The organism is Curtobacterium sp. 458, from assembly GCF_030406605.1.
Lineage (GTDB): Bacteria > Actinomycetota > Actinomycetes > Actinomycetales > Microbacteriaceae > Curtobacterium.
Window position 1 is genome coordinate 1292204 of the sequence record NZ_CP129104.1, and the last position, 25228, is coordinate 1317431.

Here is a 25228-nt window from a genome sequence, read left to right on the forward strand (position 1 = left end):
CCCCTTCGTGGGCTGGGTGTCGTGGGGCGGCACCTGAAGTGGTCGAGACACCGGGAACGCAGCGACGGGTTCCGGATGAGCAATGGTAACGCGCGCGGGTGTGCGCGCATTCCGGACCGTGGTACAGCGTCGAACCTGTGCAGGATCACGGTCAGGGCACGATTTCTCCAGGGAACGTGGTGGAAACACGGGGGACACAAAAACTCCCTAGGGTCCTCGACTATCCGAACGAGAGGCTCATCCGTGGGTTCCATCACTCCGCCGGGACCAGCGCTGCGGCGCCGGTTCCGCCGAGGGGCGCCAGGCCGCAGCCGCCTGGTCCTCGCCGCAGTACTCTTCCTCGCTTTCCTCGCCACCTTCGCGGTCGACTGGGCAGTGTCGCCCGCGGCCCAGGCGGCGACGAGCAGTCCCAGCGCCAGCGCGCCTGCCTCGACCGGGCCGTGCGTGGTCAGCCCGACGAACGGGTGCATCCGCGGAACGATCCTCGACTCCGAGCGGGACCCCGCTGCGGGCGTCGCGGTGGACGTCGCGGGCGCCGGCGGTTTCGCCCAGACCGCGACCACCGACGACTCCGGTCGCTGGTCCGTGACGATCACGACGCCGGGGCAGTACACCGTCAGCGTCGACCAGGACTCCCTGCCGAAGGGCCAGTACCTGACGAACGCCGCGGACGCCGAGCGGAAGGTGACCGCGACGCTCAACGCCAACGTCGGGCAGATCTTCCAGCTCTCCGACCAGCAGGGCGCCACCACGCAGGCCGACACGAGCAGCTTCAGCTTCACGCGTGCCTGGCAGCAGTTCGCCTCCGGCATCCGACTCGGGCTCCTCATCGCGCTCGCCTCGATCGGCCTCTCGCTGATCTACGGCACCACCGGGCTCTCCAGCTTCTCGCACGGCGAGCAGGTGACCCTCGGCGGGCTCCTCGCCTACGTCTTCGCGAACCAGCTCGGATGGAACATCTGGGTGACGGGCATCGTGGTCACGCTGCTGTGCGCCGCGACCGGGTACCTCCAGGACGCGGCGATCTGGCGGCCACTCCGCCGGAAGCGGATCAGCCTGACGCAGCTCATGATCGTCACGATCGGCCTCTCGATCGCCGCGCAGTACGCCTTCCAGTACTTCTTCGGCGCCGCGACCGTCCGGATCCAGCAGGGCAACCCGGAGACGATCACGTTCGCCGGCATCACCCTCACGGTGCAGTCCTACGTCGCGATGGCCATCGCACTCGTCGTGCTCGTCGCCACCGGGCTCTTCCTCGCCAAGACCCGCTTCGGTCGAGCGACCCGCGCGGTGTCGGACAACCCGGCGCTCGCCGCGGCGTCCGGCATCGACGTCGACCGGGTGATCCGGTTCGTGTGGACGCTCGCCGCCGGCCTCGCGGGGCTGTCCGGCGTGATGCTCGGCCTCGTGCTCAACGGCGTGAACTGGCAGACCGGCCTCCAGCTGCTCCTGCTGATGTTCGCGTCGGTGACCCTCGGTGGCCTCGGCACCGCCTACGGAGCGCTCGTCGGCTCGATGATCATCGGCATCGTCGTGGAGCTCACGAACCTCGTGCTGCCGGGTGACTTCAAGTACGCCACGGCCCTCGTGATCCTCATCCTCATCCTGCTGTTCCGGCCGCAGGGCATCTTCGGTCGCGCCGAGCGGATCGGCTAAGGGAGCGCGTCATGGACTACTTCGTCAACCTGCTCAGCAGTCTCAGCCAGGAGGCCCTGGCACCCACCACGGCCGCGTTCGCCCTCGCCGCGATCGGTCTGAACGTGCACTTCGGCCTCACCGGACTCGTCAACATGGGCCAGGCGGCGTTCCTGCTGCTCGGCGCGTACGGCTTCGCGATCTCGATCACGAACGGACTGCCCTTCGTGGTGGCGGTGCTCATCGCCCTCGCGATCGCGATCGTCTTCGCGGTCATCCTCGGCATCCCGACGCTGCGGCTCCGCGGCGACTACCTGGCGATCGTGACCATCTCCGGCGCCGAGATCATCCGCATGGTCGGCCGATCGAGCCTCCTCACGGACACCACCGGCGGCTCGAACGGCATCGCCGGCTCGACCTACCGCGACCCGTTCAACGCGATCAGCCCGCTGCCGGACGGCACGACCACCATCCTGTGGTTCACGTACTCGAACAACGGCGTCAACGGCTGGTGGATCCGACTCGCGGCGTGGGGCCTCGTCGCCCTGTTCACCCTCGTGCTCTTCCTCCTCATGCGCAGCCCCTGGGGCCGGGTCGTGAAGGCGATCCGTGAGGACGAGGACGCCGTGCGCTCCCTCGGCAAGAACGTCTACTCGTACAAGATGCAGGCGCTCGTGTTCGGCGGCGCGCTCGGGGCCCTGGCCGGCGTGATCTACGTCCTGCCGAGTTCCGTGCAGCCCGACGCCATGGGCCGATCGATGACGTTCTTCATCTGGACGGCGCTCATCCTCGGCGGCGCGGCGACGGTGTTCGGGCCGGTGCTCGGCGCGGTGCTGTTCTTCGTCGTCCGACTCTTCATCCGCACGGTCGCGAGCGACTTCATCCCCGACTCGATCATGAACCAGCAGCAGGCGGAGCAGTTCTCCTACGTGCTCGTCGGCGTCGCGCTCATGCTCCTCATCGTGTTCCGTCCACAGGGACTCCTCGGCAACAAGAAGGAGCTGACGTTCAGTGTCTGAGTACAGCCACCCCAAGGCCGACCCGATCCTCACGGTCGACACCGTCACCCGTCGCTTCGGCGGCATGACCGCGGTCGACGTCGACCACCTCGAGGTCCAGCGGGGCTCGATCACCGCCCTGATCGGCCCGAACGGCGCCGGCAAGACCACGTTCTTCAACCTGCTCACCGGGTTCGACAAGCCGAGCCCCGGCGCGACGACCCGCTTCAACGGTGACACGCTGCAGAAGACGAGCGCGACACACATCGCGAACAAGGGCATGGTCCGCACGTTCCAGCTCACCAAGGCGCTCTCGCGGCTCACGGTGATGCAGAACATGCTGCTCGGAGCGCGCGACCAGCCGGGCGAGAACTTCTTCGCCGCGCTCGTCCCCGCCCTCTGGCGACCCCGCGAGCGGGCCATCACCGCGAAGGCCGAGGAGATCCTCGCCCGCTTCAAGCTCGACACGAAGGCCGACGACTACGCCGGCTCGCTGTCCGGCGGCCAGCGGAAGCTGCTCGAGATGGCCCGCGCGCTGATGTCCGACCCGACGATGATCATGCTCGACGAGCCGATGGCCGGCGTGAACCCGGCGCTGACCCAGTCGCTCCTCGGGCACATCCAGTCCCTCCGCGACGACGGCATGACCGTGCTGTTCGTCGAGCACGACATGCACATGGTCCGGCACATCTCGGACTGGGTGGTCGTGATGGCCGAGGGCAAGGTCGTGGCCGAGGGACCGGCGGACACCGTGATGGACGACCAGGCCGTCATCGACGCGTACCTCGGCGCCCACCACGACACCGACCTGGGCGACGACTCGCTCCTCACCGAGGAGACCTACGAGGAGCTCGCCGAGGAAGTCAAGGAAGAAGACGAGCAGGAGGCGACCCGATGACCGACGCACCGAACGCTGCGGACGCGAGCCGCGCCTCCAGTCCGGAAACGCCGCAGGCGCCGGAAACGCCGCAGGCGGCGACCGCCACCCTGGACCGCGAGCCGGTCCTGAGCGCGAAGAACCTCGTCGCCGGCTACCTGCCCGGGGTGAACATCCTCAACGGCTGCGACCTCGACTGCTACCCCGGCGAGCTCATCGGCATCATCGGCCCGAACGGCGCCGGCAAGTCGACGCTCCTCAAGGCGCTCTTCGGCCTCGTCTCCATCCGTGAGGGGTCCGTGAGCCTGCAGGGTGAGGACATCACGAACCTCAAGGCGAACAAGCTCGTCCAGGCGGGCGTCGGCTTCGTCCCGCAGACGAACAACGTGTTCCCGTCGCTCTCCATCGAGGAGAACCTGCAGATGGGGCTCTACCTCCGGCCCCGGAAGTTCGCCGAGCGCCTCGAGGTCATCTACGACCTCTTCCCGGTGCTCGCGCAGCGCCGCAACCAGCGGGCGGGCTCGCTCTCCGGCGGTGAGCGGCAGTCGGTCGCGATGGCCAGGGCGCTCATGATGGACCCGAAGGTGCTGCTCCTCGACGAGCCGAGCGCCGGACTGTCTCCCGTTCGGCAGGACGAGACGTTCATCCGCACACGCCGGATCAACAAGGCCGGTGTGTCGATCATCATGGTGGAGCAGAACGCGCGACGCTGTCTGCAGATCTGCGATCGTGGGTACGTGCTCGACCAGGGGAGGAACGCGTACTCGGGCACCGGGCGTGAGCTCGCCGACGACCCGAAGGTCATCGAGCTGTACCTGGGCACGCTCGCCAAGGACGTCGACTCGGCGCGGTAGCGCCGGTCGGCCGCGGGTCCCGCTGTGGGGGTGGGATCCGCACCGGGTGGGGCCGTGCGTGGACGCTCCGCGCCGCACGGCCCCATTCCCGTCTGCACCCGGTCGTGTCGGGTCGCACACCGGCCTGGAGGCACGGGTCGGCCCCGCCGCTCGGCTACCGTTGCGCGGGTGCGCACCCCCGGCTCCCGTCCGTCCGGACCCCGTCAGCTCGGTCCCGGTGCGCTCGACGCCGTCGTCTGGCTGCTCTTCGTCGCCCTGTTCGTCGGCGCCGCGCTGCTCGTGAAGGTCGCCGCGGTGCTGCTCGTCGTCCTCGTGGTGCTCGCGGTCCTGCTCGGCCTCACGTTGCGGGTCCTGCGGAAGCGTCGGTCGCGCGGCTGATCGCAGTTCATCCTCCGGGACGACAGCGCTCACCCGCGGCCCCGATCCGCCGCGGGCACCCTGCCGCCACGCTGAGTGCGTGCCGACGCTCATCAACGACCCTCGCGTCCTCGCGGTCACCGTCCGACCACGGCGCGAGCCGCTGGTGCCCGTGGCCGACCTCGGTGTCCGCACGACCTCGACCGGTGTCGGCGGGCTCGTCCGCCGCGGGGTGGCGGAGCGCCTCGCCCATGCCGACCGCGCACTGCCCGCCGGCGTGCACCTGCTCGTCGTCGAGGGGTACCGGACGCTCGCGGCCCAGCACGCGATCATCGCCGACTACCGTGCGACCCTCGCCGCCCTCCACCCCGGCGTCACCCCGGGCGAGCTCGACGACCTCGTCTCCCGCTTCGTCGCACCCGCGCAGGCGGCGCCGCACGTCGCCGGTGCGGCGGTCGACTGCACCCTCGTGGACGACGACGGCGACCAGCTCTGGATGGGCACGGCGATCGACGACACCCCCGAGCAGAGCGGCGGCCGGTGCTTCACGGGCTCGCCGGACATCGACGACGAAGCCCGGGCGAACCGAGCGCTCATGGCCTCGGTCCTCGAACCGGTCGGCATGGTGAACTACGAGACCGAGTGGTGGCACTGGAGCCACGGCGACCGGTACTGGGCACACCGGACGGGGGCCGCCGCCGCGCGGTACGCGGCGGTCCCGGAGGCGTCCGACGCCGCACGGTCCAGGGCGGTCCCGGAGGGGGCCTGCGCCGCGGTGCGCAGCGCCGGTGCGGTGAACCCTCGGGTCGTCGCATGACCGTCCTCGCGGCGCCGGTGCCGACCACACCGACGGTCGGGCCGCTCCGCACCGTGCTCCCCGCCGCGATCGCCGCGAACGTCCGCCGGGTCACCGCCCGCGGGCACGACCTCGTCGCCGTGGTGAAGGCCGACGGCTACGGCCACGGCGCCGAGGTCGTCGGTCGCACGGCGCTCGCCGCGGGGGCGTCCGCACTCGGCACGGCGACCCTCGCCGAAGCACTCGCGCTCCGGGCCGCGGGCATCGACGCCCGCCTGCTCTGCTGGCTGCACCTCCCCGGGGCCGACTTCGCCGCCGCCGCGCGGGAGCGGATCGAGGTCGCGGTCGGCGACGAGACGACGCTGACCGCCGTCACGGACGCCGGACGTCTCGCCCGCACCCCCGTCGTCGTGCACCTCCACGTCGACACCGGGATGGCGCGCGAGGGCGCCGAACCCCACCGCTGGCAGGGCCTCCTCGACGCCGCAGCCGCTGCCGAGCGAGCCGGTCACGTGGTCGTGCGGGCGGTGATGGGGCACGTGCCGAACGCCGACCGTGCCTCGGCGTCGCGCGCGGCGACCCTCCTGCGGCTCGCCGGACTCGCGGCCGACCTGACGCTCGGGCACCCGGTCGACCTGCACCTCGGCGGGACCCCGGCCGCGTTCGCCGGGGCCGACCTGGCCGGCATCGCCGTGCGGGTCGGGGCGGCGCTCGTCGGCATCGGCCCCGCCGGTGCCGGACTCGTCCCCGCGATGACGGTCACCGCGCCGGTCGTCGCGGTGCGCTCGGTCCGTGCGGGCACCCCGGTCGGGTACGACGGCACGTGGACGGCGCCGCGGGACGCCGTGCTCGCCGTGCTGCCGGTCGGGTACGCCGACGGTGTGCCCCGCGCCGCGTCGGGGTCGGCGCGGGTGGGCCTCCGCGGGCAGCTCGTGCCCGTGGTCGGTCGGATCAACATGGACCAGGTCGTGCTCGACGTGACCGGGCTGCCCGGGTCACCCGTGGTGCCCGGAGAGGTCGCCACGCTGATCGGACCTGCGGGCGTGCCCGCCGGCACGGGGCCGACCGCCGCGGACTGGGCCGCCTGGGCCGACACGAACCCCCACGAGATCGTCACCGGACTCGGCGGCCGCATCGCGCGCACCGTCGCCACCACGAACAGCAGGAGCACCGCATGAGCACCACCGAGCCCGTCCGCGTCGTCGTCATCGGCGGCGGCGCCAACAGCGAGCACGAGGTGGGGCTCGCGAGTGCCGCCTCGGTCGCGGCCGCCCTCGACCCGACGAGGTACGAGGTCGCGCGCCTGACGATCGACCGCGACGGCGGGTGGCGCTCGGCCGACCTCCCGTGCTCCTTCCCCGAGGCCGCAGCGGTGCTCGCATCCGCCGACGTCGTGTTCCCCGCGGTGCACGGGCCGGACGGCGAGGACGGCTCGCTCGCCGCCCTCGCCCGGCTCGCCGGCGTGCCCGTCGTCGGGTCACCCGTCGGGGCGGGGGCGGTCGCGATGGACAAGTGGGCGACGAAGCTGGTCGCCGAGGCCTCCGGCGTCGCCGTCGCTCCGGGCGCACTGCTGACGCGCGACGAGCGACTGGACGCGGACGCGACGTCGCTCGGAGCAGCGGTCGGTCCGATGCCGTGGATCGTCAAGCCCGTGGCGGGCGGGTCGAGCTTCGGTGTGAGCCGCGTCGACGAGCCCGACCAGCTCGACGCTGGGCTCGCCGAGGCGTTCGCCCACGACGACCGCGTGCTCGTCGAGCGCATGTTGACCGGGCGCGAGGTCGACGTCGCCGTGCTCGAACGCCCGGACGGCGAGCTCGTCGTGGGGCCGCCGCTCGAGGTGCTGAACGACGCGGCCGGGTTCTTCGACGCGGACACGAAGTACGACGGCTCCGCCCGGTTCGTGCTGCCCGCACCGCTCGACCCCGTCGTCGCGGAGCGCATCGACGAGGTGGCCCGGACGCTCTTCGCCCGCCTCGGATGCGCCGGTCTCGCGCGGGTCGACTGCTTCGTCACCCCCGAGGGCGCGGTCGTGCTCAACGAGGTGAACACGATGCCCGGGCTGACCGCGCAGTCCCAGCTGCCGAAGATGTTCGCGTCGGTCGGGGTCGACTACCCGGACCTGCTGTCCGACCTGGTCGAGACCGCCCGGCGACCGTCCACCCGGTCGGGGACCGCCGTGGAGGCCGCCCGGTAGGCTGTGCGCGTGAGTGAAGTCGAGATCGGTGCAGGCAAGCGCGGACGACGGGCGTACGCGTTCGACGACATCGCGGTGGTCCCCTCGCGTCGCACGCGAGACCCGCGCGACGTCAGCGTGCAGTGGACGATCGACGCGTTCACCTTCGAGTCGCCGATCCTCTCCGCCCCGATGGACTCCGTCGCCTCCCCGGCCACGGTCATCCAGATGGGCAAGCTCGGCATCCTCGGCGTGCTCGACCTCGAGGGCCTGTGGACCCGATACGAGGACCCGGCGCCGTACTACGAGGAGATCAAGGCCCTCGCCGACGGCAACGTCACCAAGCGCATGCAGGAGATCTACTCGGAGCCGATCAAGGCCGAGCTGATCACCGCACGTCTGGCCGAGATCCGTGCCGCTGGTGTCCCCGTCGCCGGCTCGCTCAGCCCGCAGCGCACGCAGGAGTTCTCGCAGACCGTCGTCGACGCCGGAGTCGACCTGTTCGTCATCCGCGGCACGACCGTCTCGGCCGAGCACGTCTCGCAGGACGAGGAGCCCCTCAACCTCAAGAAGTTCATCTACGAGCTCGACGTCCCCGTCATCGTCGGCGGTGCCTCGACCTACACGTCGGCGCTCCACCTCATGCGCACCGGTGCCGCCGGTGTCCTCGTCGGCTTCGGCGGGGGCGCGGCGTCGACCACCCGGGCCGCGCTCGGCATCCACGCGCCCATGGCGACCGCGGTGGCGGACGTCGCCGGTGCCCGTCGTGACTACATGGACGAGTCCGGCGGCCGGTACGTGCACGTCATCGCCGACGGCGGCCTCGACACCGCCGGTGACGTCGTCAAGGCGATCGCCGTGGGAGCCGACGCCGTCATGCTCGGCACCGCGCTGGCCCGGGCGACCGAGGCCCCCGGCGGTGGCTTCCACTGGGGTGCCGAGGCGCACCACCCGGAGCTGCCCCGCGGCCGTCGGGTCGAGGTCGGCACGATCGCCCCGCTCGAGAACGTCCTGCACGGCCCGACCCCCACCTGGGACGGCCGCGCGAACATCGTCGGCGCCCTGCGTCGGTCGATGGCGACGACCGGATACTCCGACGTCAAGGAGTTCCAGCGAGTAGAAGTGGTCGTGGCGCCGTACCACCAGCAGTGACGCTCCGGCGCCGACCGTGAACCGGAGGCGACCATGGCGAAGGCAACGACCACCAGCACCACGACCGACGGCCTGCCCGGCGGTGTCGGGTTCGACCCGACCGTGAAGCTCGGACCCGACGAACGCGCGGTCGCGATCGCGGCGCTCAAGGAGCACGAGGTCGACGTCCTCGTCGTCGGTGGTGGCATCGTCGGGGCCGGCAGCGCACTCGACGCCGCCACCCGCGGCCTGAGCGTCGGCATCGTCGAGGCCCGCGACTGGGGCTCCGGGACGTCGAGCCGCTCGTCGAAGCTCGTGCACGGCGGCATCCGCTACCTCGAGCAGCTCAACTTCGCCCTCGTCCGCGAGGCACTGATCGAACGCGGCCTGCTCCTCCAGCGCATCGCCCCGCACCTGGTGAAGCCCGTCCGCTTCCTCTACCCGCTCAACCACCGCGTGTGGGAGCGCTTCTACATCGGCATCGGCATGGCGATGTACGACGTGTTCAGCTGGTCCGGTGGCCGTCCGCCGGGGGTCCCGCACCACCGGCACCTCAGCCGCAAGCAGGTGCTCAAGAACATGCCGGGCCTCAAGAAGGACGCCTTCGTCGGCGGCATGACGTACTACGACGCCCAGGTCGACGACGCACGCTACGTCGCCTCACTCGTCCGCACCGCGGCGTCCTACGGTGCCCACGCCGCGAGCCGGGTCCGCATCGAGGGCTTTATCAAGGTCGGGGAACGCGTGGTCGGTGCACACGCGCACGACATCCAGACCGGCGAGAAGTTCGACATCCGGGCGAAGCAGGTCGTCAACGCGACGGGCGTCTGGACCGACGACACCCAGGCGATGGTCGGCACCCGCGGGCAGTTCAAGGTCCGTGCGTCGAAGGGCGTGCACCTCGTCATCCCGCGCGACCGCTTCCAGTCGAACACGGGCATGATCCTCCGCACCGAGAAGAGCGTCCTCTTCGTGATCCCGTGGGGTCGGCACTGGCTCGTCGGCACCACCGACACCGACTGGAACCTCGACAAGGCACACCCGGCGGCGACAGCGGCGGACATCGACTACATCCTCGAGCACGTCAACAAGGTGCTCGCGGTCCCGCTCACCCGCGAGGACGTCGAGGGCGTCTACGCCGGCCTCCGCCCACTGCTCGCCGGGGAGTCCGACCAGACCTCGCAGCTCAGCCGCGAGCACGTCGTCGCGCACACCGCACCAGGCCTGGTGGTGGTCGCGGGCGGCAAGTGGACGACCTACCGCGTGATGGGGAAGGACGCCATCGACGAGGCCGTCGCCGCGATGGACGGCAGGATCCCCGAGTCGACGACCGAGGACATCCCGCTGCTCGGTGCCGAGGGTTACCCCGCCGCGTGGAACCGCCGCGGCCGGACGGCCCGGCAGGTCGGCGTGCACAAGGTCCGGATCGAGCACCTGCTCAACCGCTACGGCACCCTCGCGACCGAGGTGCTCGCGCTCGTCGAGCAGGACCCCTCGCTCGCCGAGCCCCTGCCGCAGGCCGACGACTACATCGGGGCCGAGGTCGTGTACGCGGCCTCGCACGAGGGCGCACTGCACCTCGAGGACGTCCTCGCCCGCCGCACCCGCATCTCGATCGAGGCGTGGGACCGCGGGGAGTCGGCGGCCCCGGTCGCGGCGAAGCTCATGGCCGACGTCCTCGGCTGGGACCAGGAGACCACCGAGAACGAGGTCTCGAACTACCTCAAGCGCGTCGCCGCCGAGCGCGAGTCGCAGCTCCAGCCCGACGACGAGTCCGCGGACCGCGTGCGCCTCGAGGCGCCGGACATCGCGTTCGGCTTCGACGAGGACGACGTCGTCGTCGGCGGTGGCCGGTCGAGCGGCGCGGACGGCGCGAAGGCGTCCGACGAGCAGGTGGTCGGGGAGAAGACGAGCGAACCCAGCTAGGCCACGGACGTCGCCGACCCGCACCGTGCCTCCAGACCGGCCTGGAGGCGCGGTGCGTGCCCGTCAGGCAGCCGCGCCCTGGTCGGACGCTCGCGCCTGGTCCGCGCGCTGTCGCGTCCGCCGTCGCGTGCGCTCGGCGGTGGCCGTGAGGACCGCGAGCAGCGCGACCACCGCGGCCGCGCTCGTGCAGCCGAGCACCGTCGGCCAGACGGTGTGCGGGCCACCCGAGCCCGGGTACGAGTCCGCGAGGTCCATGCCGAGGAACCACGACGACTGGAAGACCGCGGCCGCGCCGAGGACCACGAGGCCGAGGTGGAGGACCGTGACCACGGTCGTCGGCAGGTGCTGCCGGATGCCGAGGACGCCGACGCCGATGCCGAGGATCGCGCCGATGCCCGCGACGACCAGCACGCCGACGAGGTCCTGCGTGGAGGAGTTCCCCATCGCGTCGACGTGCGCGTAGACCGCCGCGAGCGGGCGACCCGGTGCGACCGAGAGCGGCTCTGCCACGAGCGCGTTGACCGCGAGCAGCGCGGCGTAGGTGACGACGACGGCGGCACCCGCGATCGAGACGGTCCTGGAGGTCATGCCGCGACCGTAGCCCCGCCGCGCGGCCACCCGCATCCGTCCGGAGGACGATGCCCACCCGCCGGAATGGTGCGCGCCTCCCGGTGGTTATCATCGTGGTACTCGGAAAGGGAGGCCATCTCATGGTCGACGTCCATCGCGTCAAGCTCCCCGGAGTCGGCGTGCTGCACAGCTTCTACACCGACGACGGTGGCAAGTGCGGTGTCATCACGCACCGGTCGGGACATTCCGACCTCATCTCCTTCGCGGACGTCTCGGACGGCGCTGACAAGTCGGAGAAGGTGTCGCTGCGCCTCAGCGAGGACGAAGCGCACACGCTCGCGGAGCTGCTCGGCGGCACCCGCATCACCGAGGGCCTCGACAAGCTCGACGAGATCCCCGGCCTCAGCATCGACTGGTTCTCCGTCGACTACGAGGACGCCATCGCGGGCAAGCCCCTCGGCGACCTCCACGACTCGGGGTTCATCGGACTGACCGTCGTCGCGGTGGTCCGTGGTGACAGCGCCAACCCTGCTCCCTCCCCGGACTTCGTCGTCTTCCCCGGCGACACCATCGTCGTGGCCGGAGCACCCGAGAAGGTCGCCAAGGCCTTCTCGTTCTACCGCAGCGGAGAGCTCGCGGCCGCACCGGCCGAGGCCCCGCGCCGGAGCTGACGCGTGCACCTGGGCGGTGAGCTGCTCACCATCGGTGTGCTCTTCGTCATCGCCTACGTCCTCGGACGCCTCGGCAAGACCATCGGGCTCCCGGCGATCCCGATCTACATGGTGGTCGGACTCATCGCGAGCCCGCACACCCCGTGGATCGGCCTCAACGTCGAGTCGCACACGATCGAGCTCATCGCGACGTTCGGGCTCGTGCTGCTCCTGTTCAACCTCGGACTCGAGTTCGACCAGGAGGAGTTCTACGGCAACGCCGGCAAGCTCCTCGTGTCCGGTGGCACGTACGTCGCCATCAACATGGGGATCGGCTTCGCGTTCGGGTTCTCGCTCGGCTGGGGCACCCGCGAGGCGCTGATCATCGCGGGCATGACCGCGACCTCGTCGAGTGCGATCGTCACGAAGCTCCTCATCGAGCTGCGGCGGCTCGCGAACGACGAGACGCCGATGATCCTCGGTGTCACCGTCATCGAGGACGTCTTCATCGCCATCTACCTGGCGATCGTGTCGGTCGTGCTCTCGGGCGACACGAACATCTGGGGCGTGGTCGGCAAGCTCGCGCTGGCGTTCGGCTTCCTCATCGTGATGTTCACCCTCGCCCGGTTCGCCGGCAAGTGGGTGTCCAAGATCTTCGCCACGCGTGACGACGAGCTCTTCACCGTGCTGTTCTTCGGCCTCGCGGTGATGTTCGGCGGGATCGGCGAGATCCTCGGCGTGACCGACGCGATCGGTGCGTTCGTGATCGGCCTGCTCTGCGGTGCCACGCGCTACCGAGACCGCATCGAGCAGCTCGCCCTCCCGATGCGCGACGTGTTCGCGGCGTTCTTCTTCGTGAACTTCGGCCTCGGACTCGACCTGTCGACCTTCGGCGAGGTGCTCTGGCCGGTCCTCGGCGCGATCGGCATGACCGTCGTGCTCAACGCCGTCGCCGGTCAGATCGTCGCCCGCATGAACGGGTTCAACGTCCAGCAGGGGATCAACACCGCCGTCATCCTGGTGAACCGTGGCGAGTTCGCGCTGATCCTCGCGACGCTCTCGGCTGCCGCCGGCCTGGAGGCGCGGATCACCGCGTTCGCGGGCCTCTACGTCCTCGTCATGGCCGTCCTGGGTCCGCTGCTCGCCGTGAACTCGGACCGGATCGGCCGCCTCGTGGTGCGTCCGGCGCGCGTCGCGCGGCTGCGCCAGCGCCTCCGCGCGCGGCTCGGGGGCCGCGGCGGCGCCGTGCCCGTCGGAGCGTCCGGACCGGCCCTCGACGAAGCGATCGACTCGGCCGCGGAGGCCGGGGTCGCCGACGAGGACGCCTCCCGGGCCGCCCGTCGTGCCGAACGCGACCGGCAGTTCGCGGAGGAGTTCGCCCTCGTGGAGGCCGCTGGGAGGGAAGAGCGCGAGAATGGTGCACCGGAGCCCCGCGACGAACCCGTGACCTCGTCGGTGGAGATCCCCGCCGAGCGTCCCGAACGCCCGGTGCGACAGCGCGATCCGGAGTACTGATACAGATGTGGGCCGTTGCCCGACGACCGAAGTGGATCGCGCTGCTGCTGCTCGCGCTCGTGCTCGCGGCGGTGTTCGCGTTCCTGGGCAAGTGGCAGCTCGAGCGGAGCATCCAGAACGGCAAGCCCCTGCCCGCGACCACCGAGACGCAGCGGACGCTCGACGACGCGCTCGCTCCGATGAAGCCCGTCACCGAGGCGCTCGCCGGGCAGAAGGTCACCGTCACCGGCACCTTCGTCGCGGGTGACACCACCGTCCTGACCGGGCGGAGCGGCGGTGGGACGTACCAGACCGTCGGACACCTCGTCGACTCCGGGACCGGCGCGAGCCTCCCGGTCGTGATCGGCTGGTCCGACCAGCGGTCCGCAGCCGTCGCCGGCGGTGACCGGCTCACCGACGGGCAGACGATGACCATCGAGGGGCGGCTCTACCCGGAGGAGTCCCCGGACCAGGACACCTACGCCGAGGGCGAGTACTCCGCCGTGGCGCCGGCCCGGTTCGTCAACACGTGGAAGCAGTTCGACGACCGCATGTACCTCGGGTACGTGGTCGCCGATGGTTCCACCGCGAAGGCGGCCGACCTCGGCACCATCGCCGACCGTGCACCGACGCGCGAGGTCCAGTTCGACTGGCTCAACCTCTTCTACGCGGTCGAGTGGGCCGTGTTCGCGGGGTTCGCCGTGTTCCTCTGGTACCGCTTCGTGAAGGACGCCTGGGAGCGCGAGGAAGAGGACCGCCGTGAGCGCCTCCACAGCTCCGACGGGGCGCTCGTCGACCGACGGTAGGATGGCCGATATGGCTCTGACCGTCCGACCCCGCGACGTCCCGAAGATCCCGGGAGCGGTGAAGTGGTACCGCGTCTCCGCGTACATCACCGGTGTGCTGCTCCTGGCCCTCGTGGTCGAGGTCATCATCAAGTACACCCCGCTGCAGCTCGAGATGCAGCTCGGCAACGGCCCGTTCTTCGTCCCGAACGGCACGGCCGGTGAAGCCCCGGGCACGTTCAACCTGTCGATCGCGATCCTCATCGCGCACGGTTGGCTGTACGTCCTCTACCTCTTCACGGACTTCCGTCTGTGGAGCATCATGCGCTGGAGGCCCTCGCGCTTCCTGCTCATCGCCCTCGGCGGCATCATCCCGTTCATGTCCTTCGTCGTCGAGCACCGCATGCAGCAGAAGGCCATGGACACCTACCACGAGCTGACCGCTGCCCAGCAGCGTGAGAAGGAGGCCGCTCGGTGAGCGAGACCGACCAGCGTCCCGTCCTCGTCGTCGACTTCGGAGCCCAGTACGCGCAGCTCATCGCTCGCCGCGTCCGCGAGGCCAACGTCTACAGCGAGATCGTCCCCCACTCGATCACCGCGGACGAGGTGAAGGCGAAAGACCCCTCGGCCATCGTGCTGTCCGGTGGTCCGTCGTCCGTCTACGAACCGGGTGCGCCGTCGCTCGACGGCGACATCCTCGACCTCGGCGTCCCGGTGCTCGGCATCTGCTACGGCTTCCAGGCCATGGCGACCGCGCTCGGCGGCGAGGTCGCCCAGACCGGTCAGCGCGAGTACGGCGCGACCGACGTCAGTGTGAACGAGACCGGCACGGGCAGTGTCCTCCTCGGCGACCAGCCGGCGTCGCAGGTCACGTGGATGTCGCACGGCGACTCCGTGGCGAAGGCCCCCGAGGGCTTCGAGGTGCTCGCATCGAGCGCGTCGACCCCCGTCGCGGCGTTCGCGTCCGACGAGCGCAAGCTCTACGGCGTGCAGTGGCACCCCGAGGTCAAGCACTCGGCGTTCGGCCAGGCCGTGCTCGAGAACTTCCTCCACCGCGCCGCCGGGCTGCCCGGTGACTGGAACTCCGCCAACGTCATCGACGAGCAGGTCGCGCGCATCAAGGAGCAGGTCGGTTCCGCGCGGGTCATCGCCGGGCTCTCCGGCGGCGTCGACTCTGCCGTGGCCGCGGCTCTCGTGCACAAGGCCGTCGGCGACCAGCTCACGTGCGTGTTCGTCGACCACGGGCTCCTCCGCGCCGACGAGCGCAAGCAGGTGGAAGAGGACTACGTCGCCTCCACCGGTGTCCGGCTCGTGACGGTCGACGCCGAGCAGCAGTTCCTCGACGCCCTCGCGGGGGTGAGCGACCCGGAGCAGAAGCGCAAGATCATCGGGCGTGAGTTCATCCGTACCTTCGAGGCCGCCGCCGAGGCGCTCGTGCTCGAGGCTCGCGGAGACGACGAGGCGGGCGAGGTCAAGTTCCTCGTGCAGGGCACCCTCTACCCCGACGTGGTCGAGTCCGGCGGTGGCTCCGGCACGGCGAACATCAAGTCGCACCACAACGTCGGCGGTCTGCCCGAGGACATGACCTTCGAGCTCGTCGAGCCGCTGCGCACCCTGTTCAAGGACGAGGTGCGCGCCGTCGGCCGCGAGCTCGGGCTGCCCGAGGTCATCGTCGGACGCCAGCCGTTCCCCGGTCCGGGGCTCGGCATCCGCATCGTGGGCGAGGTCACGAAGGACCGCCTCGAGCTGCTCCGTGCCGCCGACAAGATCGCCCGCGAGGAACTCACCGCGGCCGGCCTCGACGAGGAGATCTGGCAGTGCCCGGTCGTCCTGCTCGCCGATGTCCGCTCCGTGGGTGTCCAGGGCGACGGCCGCACGTACGGCCACCCGATCGTGCTCCGTCCGGTGTCCTCCGAGGACGCCATGACCGCCGACTGGACGCGCCTGCCGTACGACACCCTCGCGAAGATCTCGAACCGGATCACGAACGAGGTGCCGGACGTGAACCGCGTCGTGCTCGACGTCACGTCGAAGCCGCCGGGGACGATCGAGTGGGAGTAGTCACTCCCTGACGCCCGAGGGCCCGGCGCGCATCTTGCGTGCCGGGCCCTCGTGCGTCCGGTGTGTTCCCTGCGGGCCATTCCTCCGGCGGGCAAGACTCCCCGCTTGCTCGGCGTCGATCGGTCACGAAACGTCGCTCAGCGTCGTGGAGACCGACCTTTCGTGACCGCTGGGAATCCGCATGCGGGGAGTCCTGACCGCGGTCCGGCCGAGTCCAGCCGTGTCGGGGGAGCTCGGATTCGGGCTGCTCGGCGTCGACCCCGGCATGCGCGGATCCCGCACGCGTGGCCCCGCGCACGACGAAGGGCCCCGGCGTGTTCGCCGGGGTCCTCTTGGTCGTGCTGCGCGCGAGTGCTAGTTGCGCGAGCTGCTCGCGATGATGGCGAGGATGCGCAGGATCTCGAGGTACAGCCACACCAGGGTGACGATGAGGCCGAACGCCGCGGTCCACGCGTAGATCCGGGGAGCGCCGCGCTGGACGCCCGTCTTGATCTGGTCGAAGTCGAGGATCAGCGAGTACGCCGCCATCAGCACGACGAAGATGCCGATCACGACACCGAGCGGGATACCGAAGACCGTCACGCCGAGCAGACCGAACGCGGTGTTCGTGACGCCGGTCCACATGAGCACGAGGTTCACCAGCGAGAACGCCATGTACCCGACGATCGCGACCAGGAAGAACCGCGTTGCCTTCGGGGTCGCACGCACCTTGCCGGACGTGAAGAGCAACAGTGTCACCGCGAACACGCCGAGCGTGCCGAACACTGCCTGGGTGACGATGCCGTCGAACGCGCTGTTGTAGTACGCCGAGATGCCACCGACGAAGAGACCCTCGAAGAAGGCGTAGGCGAGTACGAGCGCCGGCGACGGCTTCTTCTTGAAGGTGTTCACCAGGGCGAGGACGAACCCGACGATCGCGCCGACGATCCAGACGACCGGCGGGAGGTTCCAACCGGCCACCGCGCCGACGACGAGCACGCCGAAGGCGAGGAGCGTCTTGACGATGGTGTCCTCGTACGACATGCGGTCGGTGTCGACCGTGGAGGCCGACGGACGGTCGTACATGTACTGCAGCTGATCAGGGGTCATCCCTTGCTGCGGCGTCTGACCCCAGCCAGCCTGCTGCTGTCCGGCGCCCGCGCCCCAGGCGTTCCGGCCCGCGTCGTTGAAGGCGGGGGACTGGTCGAAACCGGGCTTGAAGGCCATGGTGTCCTCTCATGGATGATTCGAGTCCTCTCAGCCTACGGATCAGGTGGCCCGGAAGGCTGTGGATTCGCGGCGAGCGGAACGGCTGTCCCGTGGTCGCCTGCGGCGATCGTCGCAGCCCCGGCTCGGAGTTCGCCGTACCGGGCCTGAGCACCTGACGGAGGTGGGCTGGAAGGCGGCGGCGAGCCGTGCCTCCAGGCCGGTACCGTGCACGCATGACCCTCGTCATCGCCCACCGCGGCGCGTCCGGACACCGCCCAGAGCACTCGCGCAGCGCCTACGACCTCGCGATCGCGATGGGGTGCGACGCGATCGAACCGGACCTCGTCCCGACGCGCGACGGCGTCCTCGTGCTGCGGCACGAGAACGAGATCTCCGGCACGACCGACGTCGCCGACCACTCCGAGTTCGCCGGCCGCCGGACCACGAAGACGGTCGACGGGCAGACCCTGACCGGGTGGTTCACCGAGGACTTCACGTGGGCAGAGCTGCAGACGCTGCGGACCCGCGAGCGGCTGCCCGCCCTGCGCCCCGCCTCCGCAGCGCACGACGGGGAGGACCCGATCCTGCGGCTCGAGGACCTCCTCGCTATCCTCGACGGCGCCCCTCGGGCGGTGAGGCTGGTCGCCGAGGTCAAGCACGCCACGTCCTTCGAGCGGGCCGGGTTCCCGATGGGCGCGATGCTCGACGAGGTGCTCGCGGGCGCTGGGTGGCGGCAGGACGAGCGGCTCACGGTCGAGAGCTTCGAGAAGGGCGTGCTCCGCGACCTCCGCACGCGTCGGACCGGTGGCCGGCTCGTGTACCTCCAGGAGGCGCGGGGCAGCGCCGCCGACGAGGTCGCGTCCCACGGGTCGCTGGCCCCGTCCTACGCGTCCGAGCGGTCCGACGAGGCGCTCGCGGAGCTCGCCACCGAGTTCCACGGGATCAGCGTCGACCTGGGGACCCTGATGGCGGGCGTCGACACCCGGGCGGTGGACGACCGTGGGCCGGTGCGAAGTGCGATCGTCGACCGGGCGCACGACGCCGGGCTCGACGTGTTCACGTGGACCCTGCGGCCGGAGAACCGCTTCCTGCCGGCACCGCTCCGGCGAGGCGGCGACGTGGCGGCGCACGGTGACTGGGAGCGGTGGTTCACGTCGATCGTCCGCACCGGTGTCGACGGGGTGTTCGCCGACCACACGGACCTCGCCGTCCACGCCCGTTCGATCGTCGGGCCCGGTTCGGCTGTCGGGGGCCCCGCCTAGACTGTTGCGGACATGACGATCGTGCTGGACCCATTCGACTCGTCGCCCGAGCAGGGTGGCGGGGCCGCTGCCTACGAAGACCCGTTCACCGCGGGTCTGAACCCCCAGCAGAAGGAAGCCGTCGAGTACCGCGGCGAGTCCCTGCTCATCGTCGCGGGTGCCGGATCGGGCAAGACCAGCGTGCTGACACGGCGGATCGCGCTGTTGCTCGCCAACCGCGAGGCCTGGCCGTCGCAGATCCTGGCGATCACGTTCACGAACAAGGCCGCGGCGGAGATGCGGGAGCGGGTGCGTGCCCTCGTCGGCAACGAGGCCGAGGGCATGTGGATCTCGACGTTCCACTCCGCGTGCGTGCGCATCCTGCGGCGCGAGGCCGAGCGGTTCGGGTTCTCGCAGTCCTTCACGATCTACGACTCGGCCGACTCCCGTGCGCTCCTCAAGCGGATCATCAAGGAGTACGAGGCGGACCAGCTCGGACTGACGGTCGGTGCGGCGGCGTCGAAGATCTCGAAGCTCAAGAACGAGCTGCAGGACGTCGACACCTACGTCCGGAACATCAACGCGAACGACCCGCAAGAGGTCATGTTCGCCCAGGTGTTCCGCCGCTACACCGACGAGCTCCGTCGCGCGAACGCGTTCGACTTCGACGACCTCATCGGGCAGACGGTGTTCCTCTTCCGCGCCTTCCCCGACGTCGCCGCGCTGTACCAGCGGCGGTTCCGGTTCATCCTCGTCGACGAGTACCAGGACACGAACCACGCGCAGTACGCCCTCATCCGTGAGCTCACCCGTCCGGTGCCCGTCGAGCAGGTCGACGCGCTCGAGGACGCCGGCCAGCACGTCGAACGCATGCGGGAGCGCGACGGGTCGATCGCTCCGGCGTCACTGACCGTCGTCGGTGACTCGGACCAGTCGATCTACGCCTTCCGCGGGGCGGACATCCGCAACATCGTCGAGTTCGAGCGGGACTTCCCGAACTCGAAGGTCATCCTGCTCGAGCAGAACTACCGGTCGACGCAGAACATCCTCGACGCCGCGAACGCCGTCATCGCGAACAACTTCGACCGGCAGGCGAAGAACCTGTTCACCGACGTCGGCGCCGGCGACAAGATCGTCGGCTTCACCGGGTACACCGGCCACGACGAGGCCCAGTTCGTCGCGGACGAGGTCCAGCGGCTGCACGAGGGCGGCACGGCCTACCGGGACATGGCGGTCTTCTACCGGACGAACTCGCAGACGCGTGCGCTGGAGGAGATCTTCATCCGGGCGGCGATCCCGTACCGGGTGCTCGGCGGCACGAAGTTCTACGAGCGTGCCGAGATCAAGGACGCGATGGCGTACCTGATCACGATCGCGAACCCCGCCGACCCGATGGCGCTCCGCCGCATCCTCAACGTGCCGAAGCGCGGCATCGGCGCCGTCACCGAGACGACGCTGCAGCGCTACGCGGACGAGCACGAGACGACGATGCGCGACGCCCTGCGGCACGCGGACGAGCTCGGCTTCGGTCCGAAGGTCCGGAACGCGATCACCGCGTTCGCAGCGCTCCTCGACGAGGTCTCCGCCAAGGCCCAGGACCAGCCGGTCGTCGACACCCTGACGCAGTTGCTCGACGGCTCCGGACTGCTCGAGAACCTCCGGAAGTCGCCCGACGCGCAAGACGCTGCGCGGGCGGACAACATCGACGAACTCGTCGCGGTCACGCGCGAGTTCCAGAAGAACAACCCGGACGGCACGCTCTCGGACTTCCTCACCGAGGTCTCGCTCGTGGCGGCGGCGGACGAGCTCGACGACTCATCCGGAACGGTGTCCCTGATGACGCTGCACACGGCGAAGGGCCTCGAGTACGACGCGGTGTTCCTCACCGGCGTCGAGGAAGACCTGCTGCCGCACCGGATGTCCGCGAACGAACCGGGCGGCCCTGCCGAGGAACGCCGGCTCTTCTACGTCGGGATCACCCGCGCGAAGAAGTCGCTCTTCCTGTCGCTCGCGATGACCCGGGCACAGTTCGGTGACGTCAACGTGGCGATGCCGTCCCGCTTCCTGCAGGAGATCCCCGAGGGGCTCATCGAGTGGAAGCAGTCGCCGGGCATGGCGAACAGTCGCGGTGGCACCGAGCCCCGGGCACTGAACGCCCGGCGCGGTGGCTTCGGCGGCGCGGGCGGTGCCGGCGGTGCGTCCGGTGGTGGTGGCTACCGCGGTGGTGGCGGTTGGGGCGGCGGGTCGTACGACCGGGCGGCCGCGGCGCAGAAGACCCGCCCGAAGACCGAGTGGGCGAACCGGGTGTCCGGGCAGGTCCGCGACAACGGCGACCTCGAGCTCGTGGCCGGCGATCGCATCAAGCACCTCGACTTCGGTGAGGGCACGGTCTCGGCGGTGACGGGGCAGGGCGCCAAGCGGATCGCCGAGATCGCGTTCGACTCGGCGGGGCGCAAGAAGCTCCTCATCAAGATCGCCCCCATCGAGAAGCTCTAGCGACGCGGCGCCAGCGGGCGCGGCGCCAGCGGGCGCGGCGCCAGCGGACGCGGCGGCGGGCGCGGCGGCGGGACGACGGCGGCGCGACGGCGCACAACCAAAGACGCGTCGAACCGCGCGTTCTCGCGGTGCGAGCCGACTCCGGTTGTGCGAACGCGGTGCACGCCGGCGGACGCCATGGCGAGCGTGAGCGGGCGCCACGGTGCCCGCTGGCACTGCACCCGCGGGCGCACGCCAGCGAGCGCGGCGGCGCGCGGCGGCGCGCGTCGGACCGCTACGGCTGGAGCCGCGCGGCGTCCCACCCGTCCGACGTGCGGACGTACTGCAGTCGTCGGTGCATCCGGTCGCGGCTGCCGTGCCAGAACTCCACGATCTCGGGCTCGAGCCGCCAGGCCACCCAGCCCTCCGGACGGGGCACGTCGTCGTCGGTCTCGGACAGTAGGACGTTCGCGTCGTCGATGAGGTCCTGCAGGGTCCGCGGTTCGAGCACGTCCGACTGGTCGGCGATCGCGGTCGCGGCGCGGGACTTCGGCGACCGGTCGGCGAAGAGCTGGTCGGACGCCTCGTCGGAGAGCTGCACGGCCCGGCCCTCGAACCGGAGCTGCTGCATGGTCTCGCGCCAGTACACCTGCAGCGCCGCGTGCGGGTTCTCGGCGAGCTGCCGACCCTTGGGGCTCAGCGTGGAGGTGCCGAACACGAGCCCGTCGTCCTCGAGGCGCTTCACGTCGACCGTGCGCGCGGACACCCGGCCGTCGGCGCCCGCGGTGGCGAGGGTCATCGACAGCGGCTCCGACACCTCGCGCTCGTCGGCGTCGTGGAGCCACTGCCGGGCGAGGTCGATCGGCGACGCCGGCGGGGCGTCGAACTCGGGGAGGTGCAGGGAGTCGTCACCGGACAGCGAAGCGGACATGGCCCCAGCCAACCGCGCTCAGTCCACCCACGTCCAGGTCGCCGGGGGACGCCCGCCCCGCGTGGTCGCCGCCGAGGACGCCTCGGCCCGCACGAGCGCCGGGTTCGTGCGCAGGGAGCGGTTGAGGTTGCCGGCATCGGGCGCGCTGCCGTGGAGCGCCGTGTGCAGCTGCGCCGCCGCGGAGGTCGGGAACAGCTCGCCGAGCAGCGCGCGGGTCAACGGGACGTCTCGCCAGAGTCGCGTGCGCACCTGGTCGACGGCCGTCCGGACGATCGTGTCGTGGTCGAACGGGAGGCCCGGCTCGGCCCCGTCGACGGGTCGCCACACCGTGGGCGGTGCGTCCACCCCCGGGGTCACCACCGCGATGAACGCGATGCTGATCGCGGCGTCCCGCGGGTCACGCGACGGTCCGTCGAACGCGCCGACCTGCGCGAGGTGCCGGACCGCAGCCGCCTCGATCCCGGTCTTGGTCCGCAGTGCGCGCCCCGCGCCGTCGACGAGGCGTTCCGCAGCGTCCAGGAGCACGCCGGGAAGTGCCTCCCGGCCGGCGAAGGGGGCGTACGGCCGACGCGCGGTCGCGACCCGCAGACCGTGCGCCGTCGTGAACGACACCGGGACGACGTCGATCGCGATGAGCGGCTGGTCGCGGGCCGCGGAGGCGGCGTCGGTCACGCCCGCGACCGGCGCGCTGAGCGCGCGGCCCGTTCCGCGCGGAGGGTGGCCCGGACGTCGGCGAAGGACTGCAGGACCGTGAACCGGCCGTCCACCCACACCGTCTGGAGGAGGCTCGTGGCCTCGTCCTCGGCGCTCGCCTCGTCTGTCTGCCGGATCTCGCCGTCCGCGCCACGGTGCAGGGCGATCCGACCCTTGGCACTCTTCTTGCCGCTGCCGGTCTTCGGGTCCTTCTGGATGTCGACCGGCTTCCCGTCGACGAGGGCCCAGGTCGCCTTCACCGCGCTGCCGAGGTTGTCGCGGGTCATGTACTGGTAGGTGTACGACCCGATCCCGAGGACGATGGTGTCGCTCGCGTAGCCCTTCGCGGCGAGACGCTCGTAGATGCGCCGGGCGCGGTCGAGGGTGATGCTGTCGCCGTAGATCACGCCGATGTGCTGGTCGAGGACCTTGAAGCCCTGCTCGTTCACGGTGTGGCCGAACAGCTCGTCGAGGAGCTCGACGACGCCCTTCTCCTCGTTGCTGCGCCCGGGGCGGAAGAGCTCGTACTCCGGGACGCCGTGCACGGTGCCGGTGACGATGTCGACCGGGTCGCCGGAGTCGGGGCGGATGACGAGCTTGCCGTCGCGGGCCGTGATGCGGTCCTTGAGCTGCGGGAGCGTCTCGGTGATCACCTTGAACAGGTCGAAGCCGTCGCTCACCGCCGAGACGATGCCGGTCGGGTAGACGTCGAGGATCTGCTCGAAGGTCTCGAGCTCGCCGTCGGCGCCGCGCACGCACATGACGCTGTGCTCGGTCGCGGGGACGCTGGCGCCCACCCAGCCGTTGTCGCCGGGGTAGTAGCGGTCGATGAAGTCGAGCGACGGCATCGAGTCGGTGCCGAGGAACGACAGGAGGTGACCGGCGCCGGCAGCGGCGGCGGACTCGATGCTCGACTGGCCTCGGAAAGAGAAGTCGTGGGCGGCGAAGTCGATGCTCGCCGGGTCCGCACCGGTGCGCGCTGCCCAGTCCTCCATGAGGTCGCGGTACTCGAGCGCCTTCGTCGCGACGGTGGACGGGTGCCAGATCGACGCCGACAGGGCGGTCTCGATGTAGTTCGGCAGCCAGAAGAACTCGTCGATCGTGTTCTCGATGGTGAGGGTCGCGACGCCGATCGGTGCGAGGGTGCCCTCGGGCAGCGCCTTGACGTCGAGCGGCAGGTACCCGAGCCGGTGCAGTGCACGGACGTGGTCGGTGCCGATGTGGTTCGGGCCGAAGTAGCCCTGGAGTGCCTGCTCGAACAGGTCCGCGACCTCGTCCTCGTCGGCGGCGAAGAACGGCGCCCAGGCCTCGACGAGGTGGCGCTGGATGAACGCCTGCAGGCCGAAGACCACGGCGTGCGTCGAGTCCGGCATGTGCCCGTTCGACCGGTTCGTCCAGTTGATGAGGATCCGGGTCGTGCCGGCCGGGTAGACCTGCCGGTGTGAGTGCTTGTAGCCGTCGACGGCGAGCAGCGGCGCGATCGGGCTCGGGGTGGTGATGCGGGGCTCGAGGCCCGTCGTCGTGACGGTGCTGGCGGTGTTCGTCATCGGATCTCCTTTGTGAGGTACGGGCTGAGCGGGACGGTGCGGAGGCCGGGGACGTCCTGCTGTGCGGGATAGCTGTCGGTCGTGACGATCTCGCCGAAGTGGTCGGCGAGCTGCGGAGCGCGGCCCGAGAAGACGCCGTGCGACACCCAGAGGCCCAGGCGCTCCTTCGGCAGGCCGGTCGAGCCGGCCAGGCCCATGAAGGTGCCTCCGCCGTCGCAGATGTCGTCGACGACGAGCAGGCGACCGGTCTCAGGCAGCGGTTCGCAGGAGAAGCCGTCGAGCTTCCCGGTGTCGGGGTTCCGGTGCTTCTCGGCGCGGAAGAGCGGCAGGCCCGCGGCGACGGCGACCGCGGAGGCCCGAGCGACCGCACCCTTGTCGGGGGCGATGATCCCGCTGTAGTCGGAGCCGGCGAGCACGGCGTCGCAGACGACCTGCTCGCTCGTGACGACCGTGAGCCGCTCGACCAGCCCGACGATGACCGGCGAGTGCGGATCGAAGGCGATCACCTGGTCGATGCGGAACCCGTTGAGGACGTCCGCGTAGACCTTCGCGCCGAAGGGGAGGCCGCGGTCCTGTCGGGCACCGGGCAGGTACGGGACGAGCGCGACGGACCGTGCGCCCCGCTGCCGGACCGCGTCCGCCCACATGCCGAGCATGAGGAGGTCGTCGCCGCTCGTGCCGCGCAGGGTCGCGATCTCGGTGGTCGCCTCCGCGTCGGCGTCGTCCCGGACCTTGACGTGTGCTTCGCCTGCGGGGAACCGCATCGTGGAGAACGTCGGTGTCGTCGGTGTGCCCAGGGTGTCCCAGGTGCTGAGTTCGACTGCCATGGCTCGACCGTACCACGGT

At 70.7% G+C, this 25228-nt stretch carries 23 protein-coding genes; 17 read left to right on the forward strand and 6 right to left on the reverse strand.

What is annotated here, in order from left to right:
• Positions 1-444 precede the first annotated feature (444 nt).
• The 10 genes from QPJ90_RS06445 to QPJ90_RS06490 all read left to right on the forward strand — a co-directional run bounded on the left by QPJ90_RS06445 (position 445) and on the right by QPJ90_RS06490 (position 10747).
• The gene (locus QPJ90_RS06445; RefSeq protein WP_290133609.1) at positions 445-1656 is read left to right on the forward strand and encodes a branched-chain amino acid ABC transporter permease; all 1212 of its coding nucleotides are present in this window, start codon (positions 445-447) and stop codon (positions 1654-1656) included.
• An 11-nt stretch (positions 1657-1667) separates the two neighbouring features.
• Positions 1668-2654, forward strand: a complete 987-nt coding sequence (locus QPJ90_RS06450; protein ID WP_290133610.1) for a branched-chain amino acid ABC transporter permease — start codon at positions 1668-1670, stop codon at positions 2652-2654.
• Positions 2647-3531 (forward strand): ABC transporter ATP-binding protein, encoded by an 885-nt coding sequence (locus QPJ90_RS06455; protein WP_058725420.1) that lies wholly within the window; start codon positions 2647-2649, stop codon positions 3529-3531. The genes QPJ90_RS06450 and QPJ90_RS06455 overlap by 8 nt, the downstream gene beginning before the upstream one ends.
• Positions 3528-4364 (forward strand): ABC transporter ATP-binding protein, encoded by an 837-nt coding sequence (locus QPJ90_RS06460; protein WP_290133611.1) that lies wholly within the window; start codon positions 3528-3530, stop codon positions 4362-4364. The genes QPJ90_RS06455 and QPJ90_RS06460 overlap by 4 nt, the downstream gene beginning before the upstream one ends.
• A gap of 168 nt (positions 4365-4532) precedes the next feature.
• Entirely contained in the window at positions 4533-4742 is a 210-nt protein-coding gene (locus tag QPJ90_RS06465) for a hypothetical protein (RefSeq protein ID WP_290133612.1), read from the forward strand.
• 79 nt (positions 4743-4821) lie between these two features.
• Positions 4822-5538, forward strand: coding sequence for a M15 family metallopeptidase (locus QPJ90_RS06470; RefSeq protein ID WP_290133613.1), 717 nt, complete (start codon positions 4822-4824; stop codon positions 5536-5538).
• Entirely contained in the window at positions 5535-6695 is a 1161-nt protein-coding gene (alr, locus tag QPJ90_RS06475) for an alanine racemase (protein ID WP_290133614.1), read from the forward strand. Before QPJ90_RS06470 ends, alr begins: the two co-directional genes overlap by 4 nt.
• A complete protein-coding gene (locus tag QPJ90_RS06480) occupies positions 6692-7711 on the forward strand; it encodes a D-alanine--D-alanine ligase family protein (RefSeq protein ID WP_290133615.1) in 1020 nt (339 codons plus the stop codon). The genes alr and QPJ90_RS06480 overlap by 4 nt, the downstream gene beginning before the upstream one ends.
• Before the next feature lie 9 nt (positions 7712-7720).
• The gene (locus tag QPJ90_RS06485; RefSeq protein ID WP_290133616.1) at positions 7721-8842 is read left to right on the forward strand and encodes a GuaB3 family IMP dehydrogenase-related protein; all 1122 of its coding nucleotides are present in this window, start codon (positions 7721-7723) and stop codon (positions 8840-8842) included.
• A 33-nt stretch (positions 8843-8875) separates the two neighbouring features.
• Entirely contained in the window at positions 8876-10747 is a 1872-nt protein-coding gene (locus QPJ90_RS06490; protein ID WP_290133617.1) for a glycerol-3-phosphate dehydrogenase/oxidase, read from the forward strand.
• 63 nt (positions 10748-10810) lie between these two features.
• Here QPJ90_RS06490 and QPJ90_RS06495 read toward each other — a convergent pair whose 3' ends face one another.
• Entirely contained in the window at positions 10811-11335 is a 525-nt protein-coding gene (locus QPJ90_RS06495; protein ID WP_290133618.1) for a hypothetical protein, read from the reverse strand.
• A 122-nt stretch (positions 11336-11457) separates the two neighbouring features.
• On the opposite strand from QPJ90_RS06495, the gene QPJ90_RS06500 reads away from it, so the two are divergent.
• From QPJ90_RS06500 to guaA, 5 genes are read left to right on the forward strand one after another with little or no spacing between them, the layout of a single operon-like run.
• Complete coding sequence (locus QPJ90_RS06500; RefSeq protein WP_290133619.1) at positions 11458-11988, forward strand: TrkA C-terminal domain-containing protein; 531 nt, start codon at positions 11458-11460, stop codon at positions 11986-11988.
• Between the two features lie 3 nt (positions 11989-11991).
• Complete coding sequence (locus QPJ90_RS06505; RefSeq protein ID WP_290133620.1) at positions 11992-13482, forward strand: cation:proton antiporter; 1491 nt, start codon at positions 11992-11994, stop codon at positions 13480-13482.
• Positions 13483-13487: 5 nt separating this feature from the next.
• Complete coding sequence (locus QPJ90_RS06510) at positions 13488-14267, forward strand: SURF1 family cytochrome oxidase biogenesis protein (protein WP_290133621.1); 780 nt, start codon at positions 13488-13490, stop codon at positions 14265-14267.
• Between the two features lie 10 nt (positions 14268-14277).
• Positions 14278-14724, forward strand: coding sequence for a DUF3817 domain-containing protein (locus QPJ90_RS06515; RefSeq protein WP_290133622.1), 447 nt, complete (start codon positions 14278-14280; stop codon positions 14722-14724).
• Complete coding sequence (guaA, locus tag QPJ90_RS06520; RefSeq protein ID WP_290133623.1) at positions 14721-16307, forward strand: glutamine-hydrolyzing GMP synthase; 1587 nt, start codon at positions 14721-14723, stop codon at positions 16305-16307. The genes QPJ90_RS06515 and guaA overlap by 4 nt, the downstream gene beginning before the upstream one ends.
• Before the next feature lie 354 nt (positions 16308-16661).
• On the opposite strand, the gene QPJ90_RS06525 is transcribed toward guaA, so the two are convergent.
• Positions 16662-17513 carry a Bax inhibitor-1/YccA family protein gene (locus QPJ90_RS06525; protein ID WP_290133624.1) on the reverse strand — a complete coding sequence of 284 codons (852 nt, stop codon included), beginning with the start codon at positions 17511-17513 and terminating at the stop codon, positions 16662-16664.
• Positions 17514-17728: 215 nt separating this feature from the next.
• On the opposite strand from QPJ90_RS06525, the gene QPJ90_RS06530 reads away from it, so the two are divergent.
• On the forward strand, positions 17729-18757 hold the full coding sequence (locus QPJ90_RS06530; RefSeq protein WP_290133625.1) for a glycerophosphodiester phosphodiesterase family protein: 1029 nt from the start codon (positions 17729-17731) through the stop codon (positions 18755-18757).
• A gap of 12 nt (positions 18758-18769) precedes the next feature.
• Positions 18770-21232, forward strand: a complete 2463-nt coding sequence (locus QPJ90_RS06535) for a UvrD-helicase domain-containing protein (RefSeq protein ID WP_290133626.1) — start codon at positions 18770-18772, stop codon at positions 21230-21232.
• A 274-nt stretch (positions 21233-21506) separates the two neighbouring features.
• Here the strand turns inward: QPJ90_RS06535 and QPJ90_RS06540 are convergent, their stop codons facing one another.
• The 4 genes from QPJ90_RS06540 to QPJ90_RS06555 are packed head-to-tail and all read right to left on the reverse strand — an operon-like array spanning position 21507 to position 25209.
• On the reverse strand, positions 21507-22142 hold the full coding sequence (locus tag QPJ90_RS06540; protein WP_290133627.1) for a pyridoxal 5'-phosphate synthase: 636 nt from the start codon (positions 22140-22142) through the stop codon (positions 21507-21509).
• An 18-nt stretch (positions 22143-22160) separates the two neighbouring features.
• The gene (locus QPJ90_RS06545; RefSeq protein WP_290133628.1) at positions 22161-22814 is read right to left on the reverse strand and encodes a hypothetical protein; all 654 of its coding nucleotides are present in this window, start codon (positions 22812-22814) and stop codon (positions 22161-22163) included.
• Entirely contained in the window at positions 22811-24382 is a 1572-nt protein-coding gene (locus QPJ90_RS06550; RefSeq protein WP_290133629.1) for a nicotinate phosphoribosyltransferase, read from the reverse strand. The genes QPJ90_RS06545 and QPJ90_RS06550 overlap by 4 nt, the downstream gene beginning before the upstream one ends.
• A complete protein-coding gene (locus QPJ90_RS06555) occupies positions 24379-25209 on the reverse strand; it encodes a ribose-phosphate pyrophosphokinase-like domain-containing protein (protein ID WP_290133630.1) in 831 nt (276 codons plus the stop codon). The genes QPJ90_RS06550 and QPJ90_RS06555 overlap by 4 nt, the downstream gene beginning before the upstream one ends.
• Between the last annotated feature and the right edge of the window lie 19 nt (positions 25210-25228).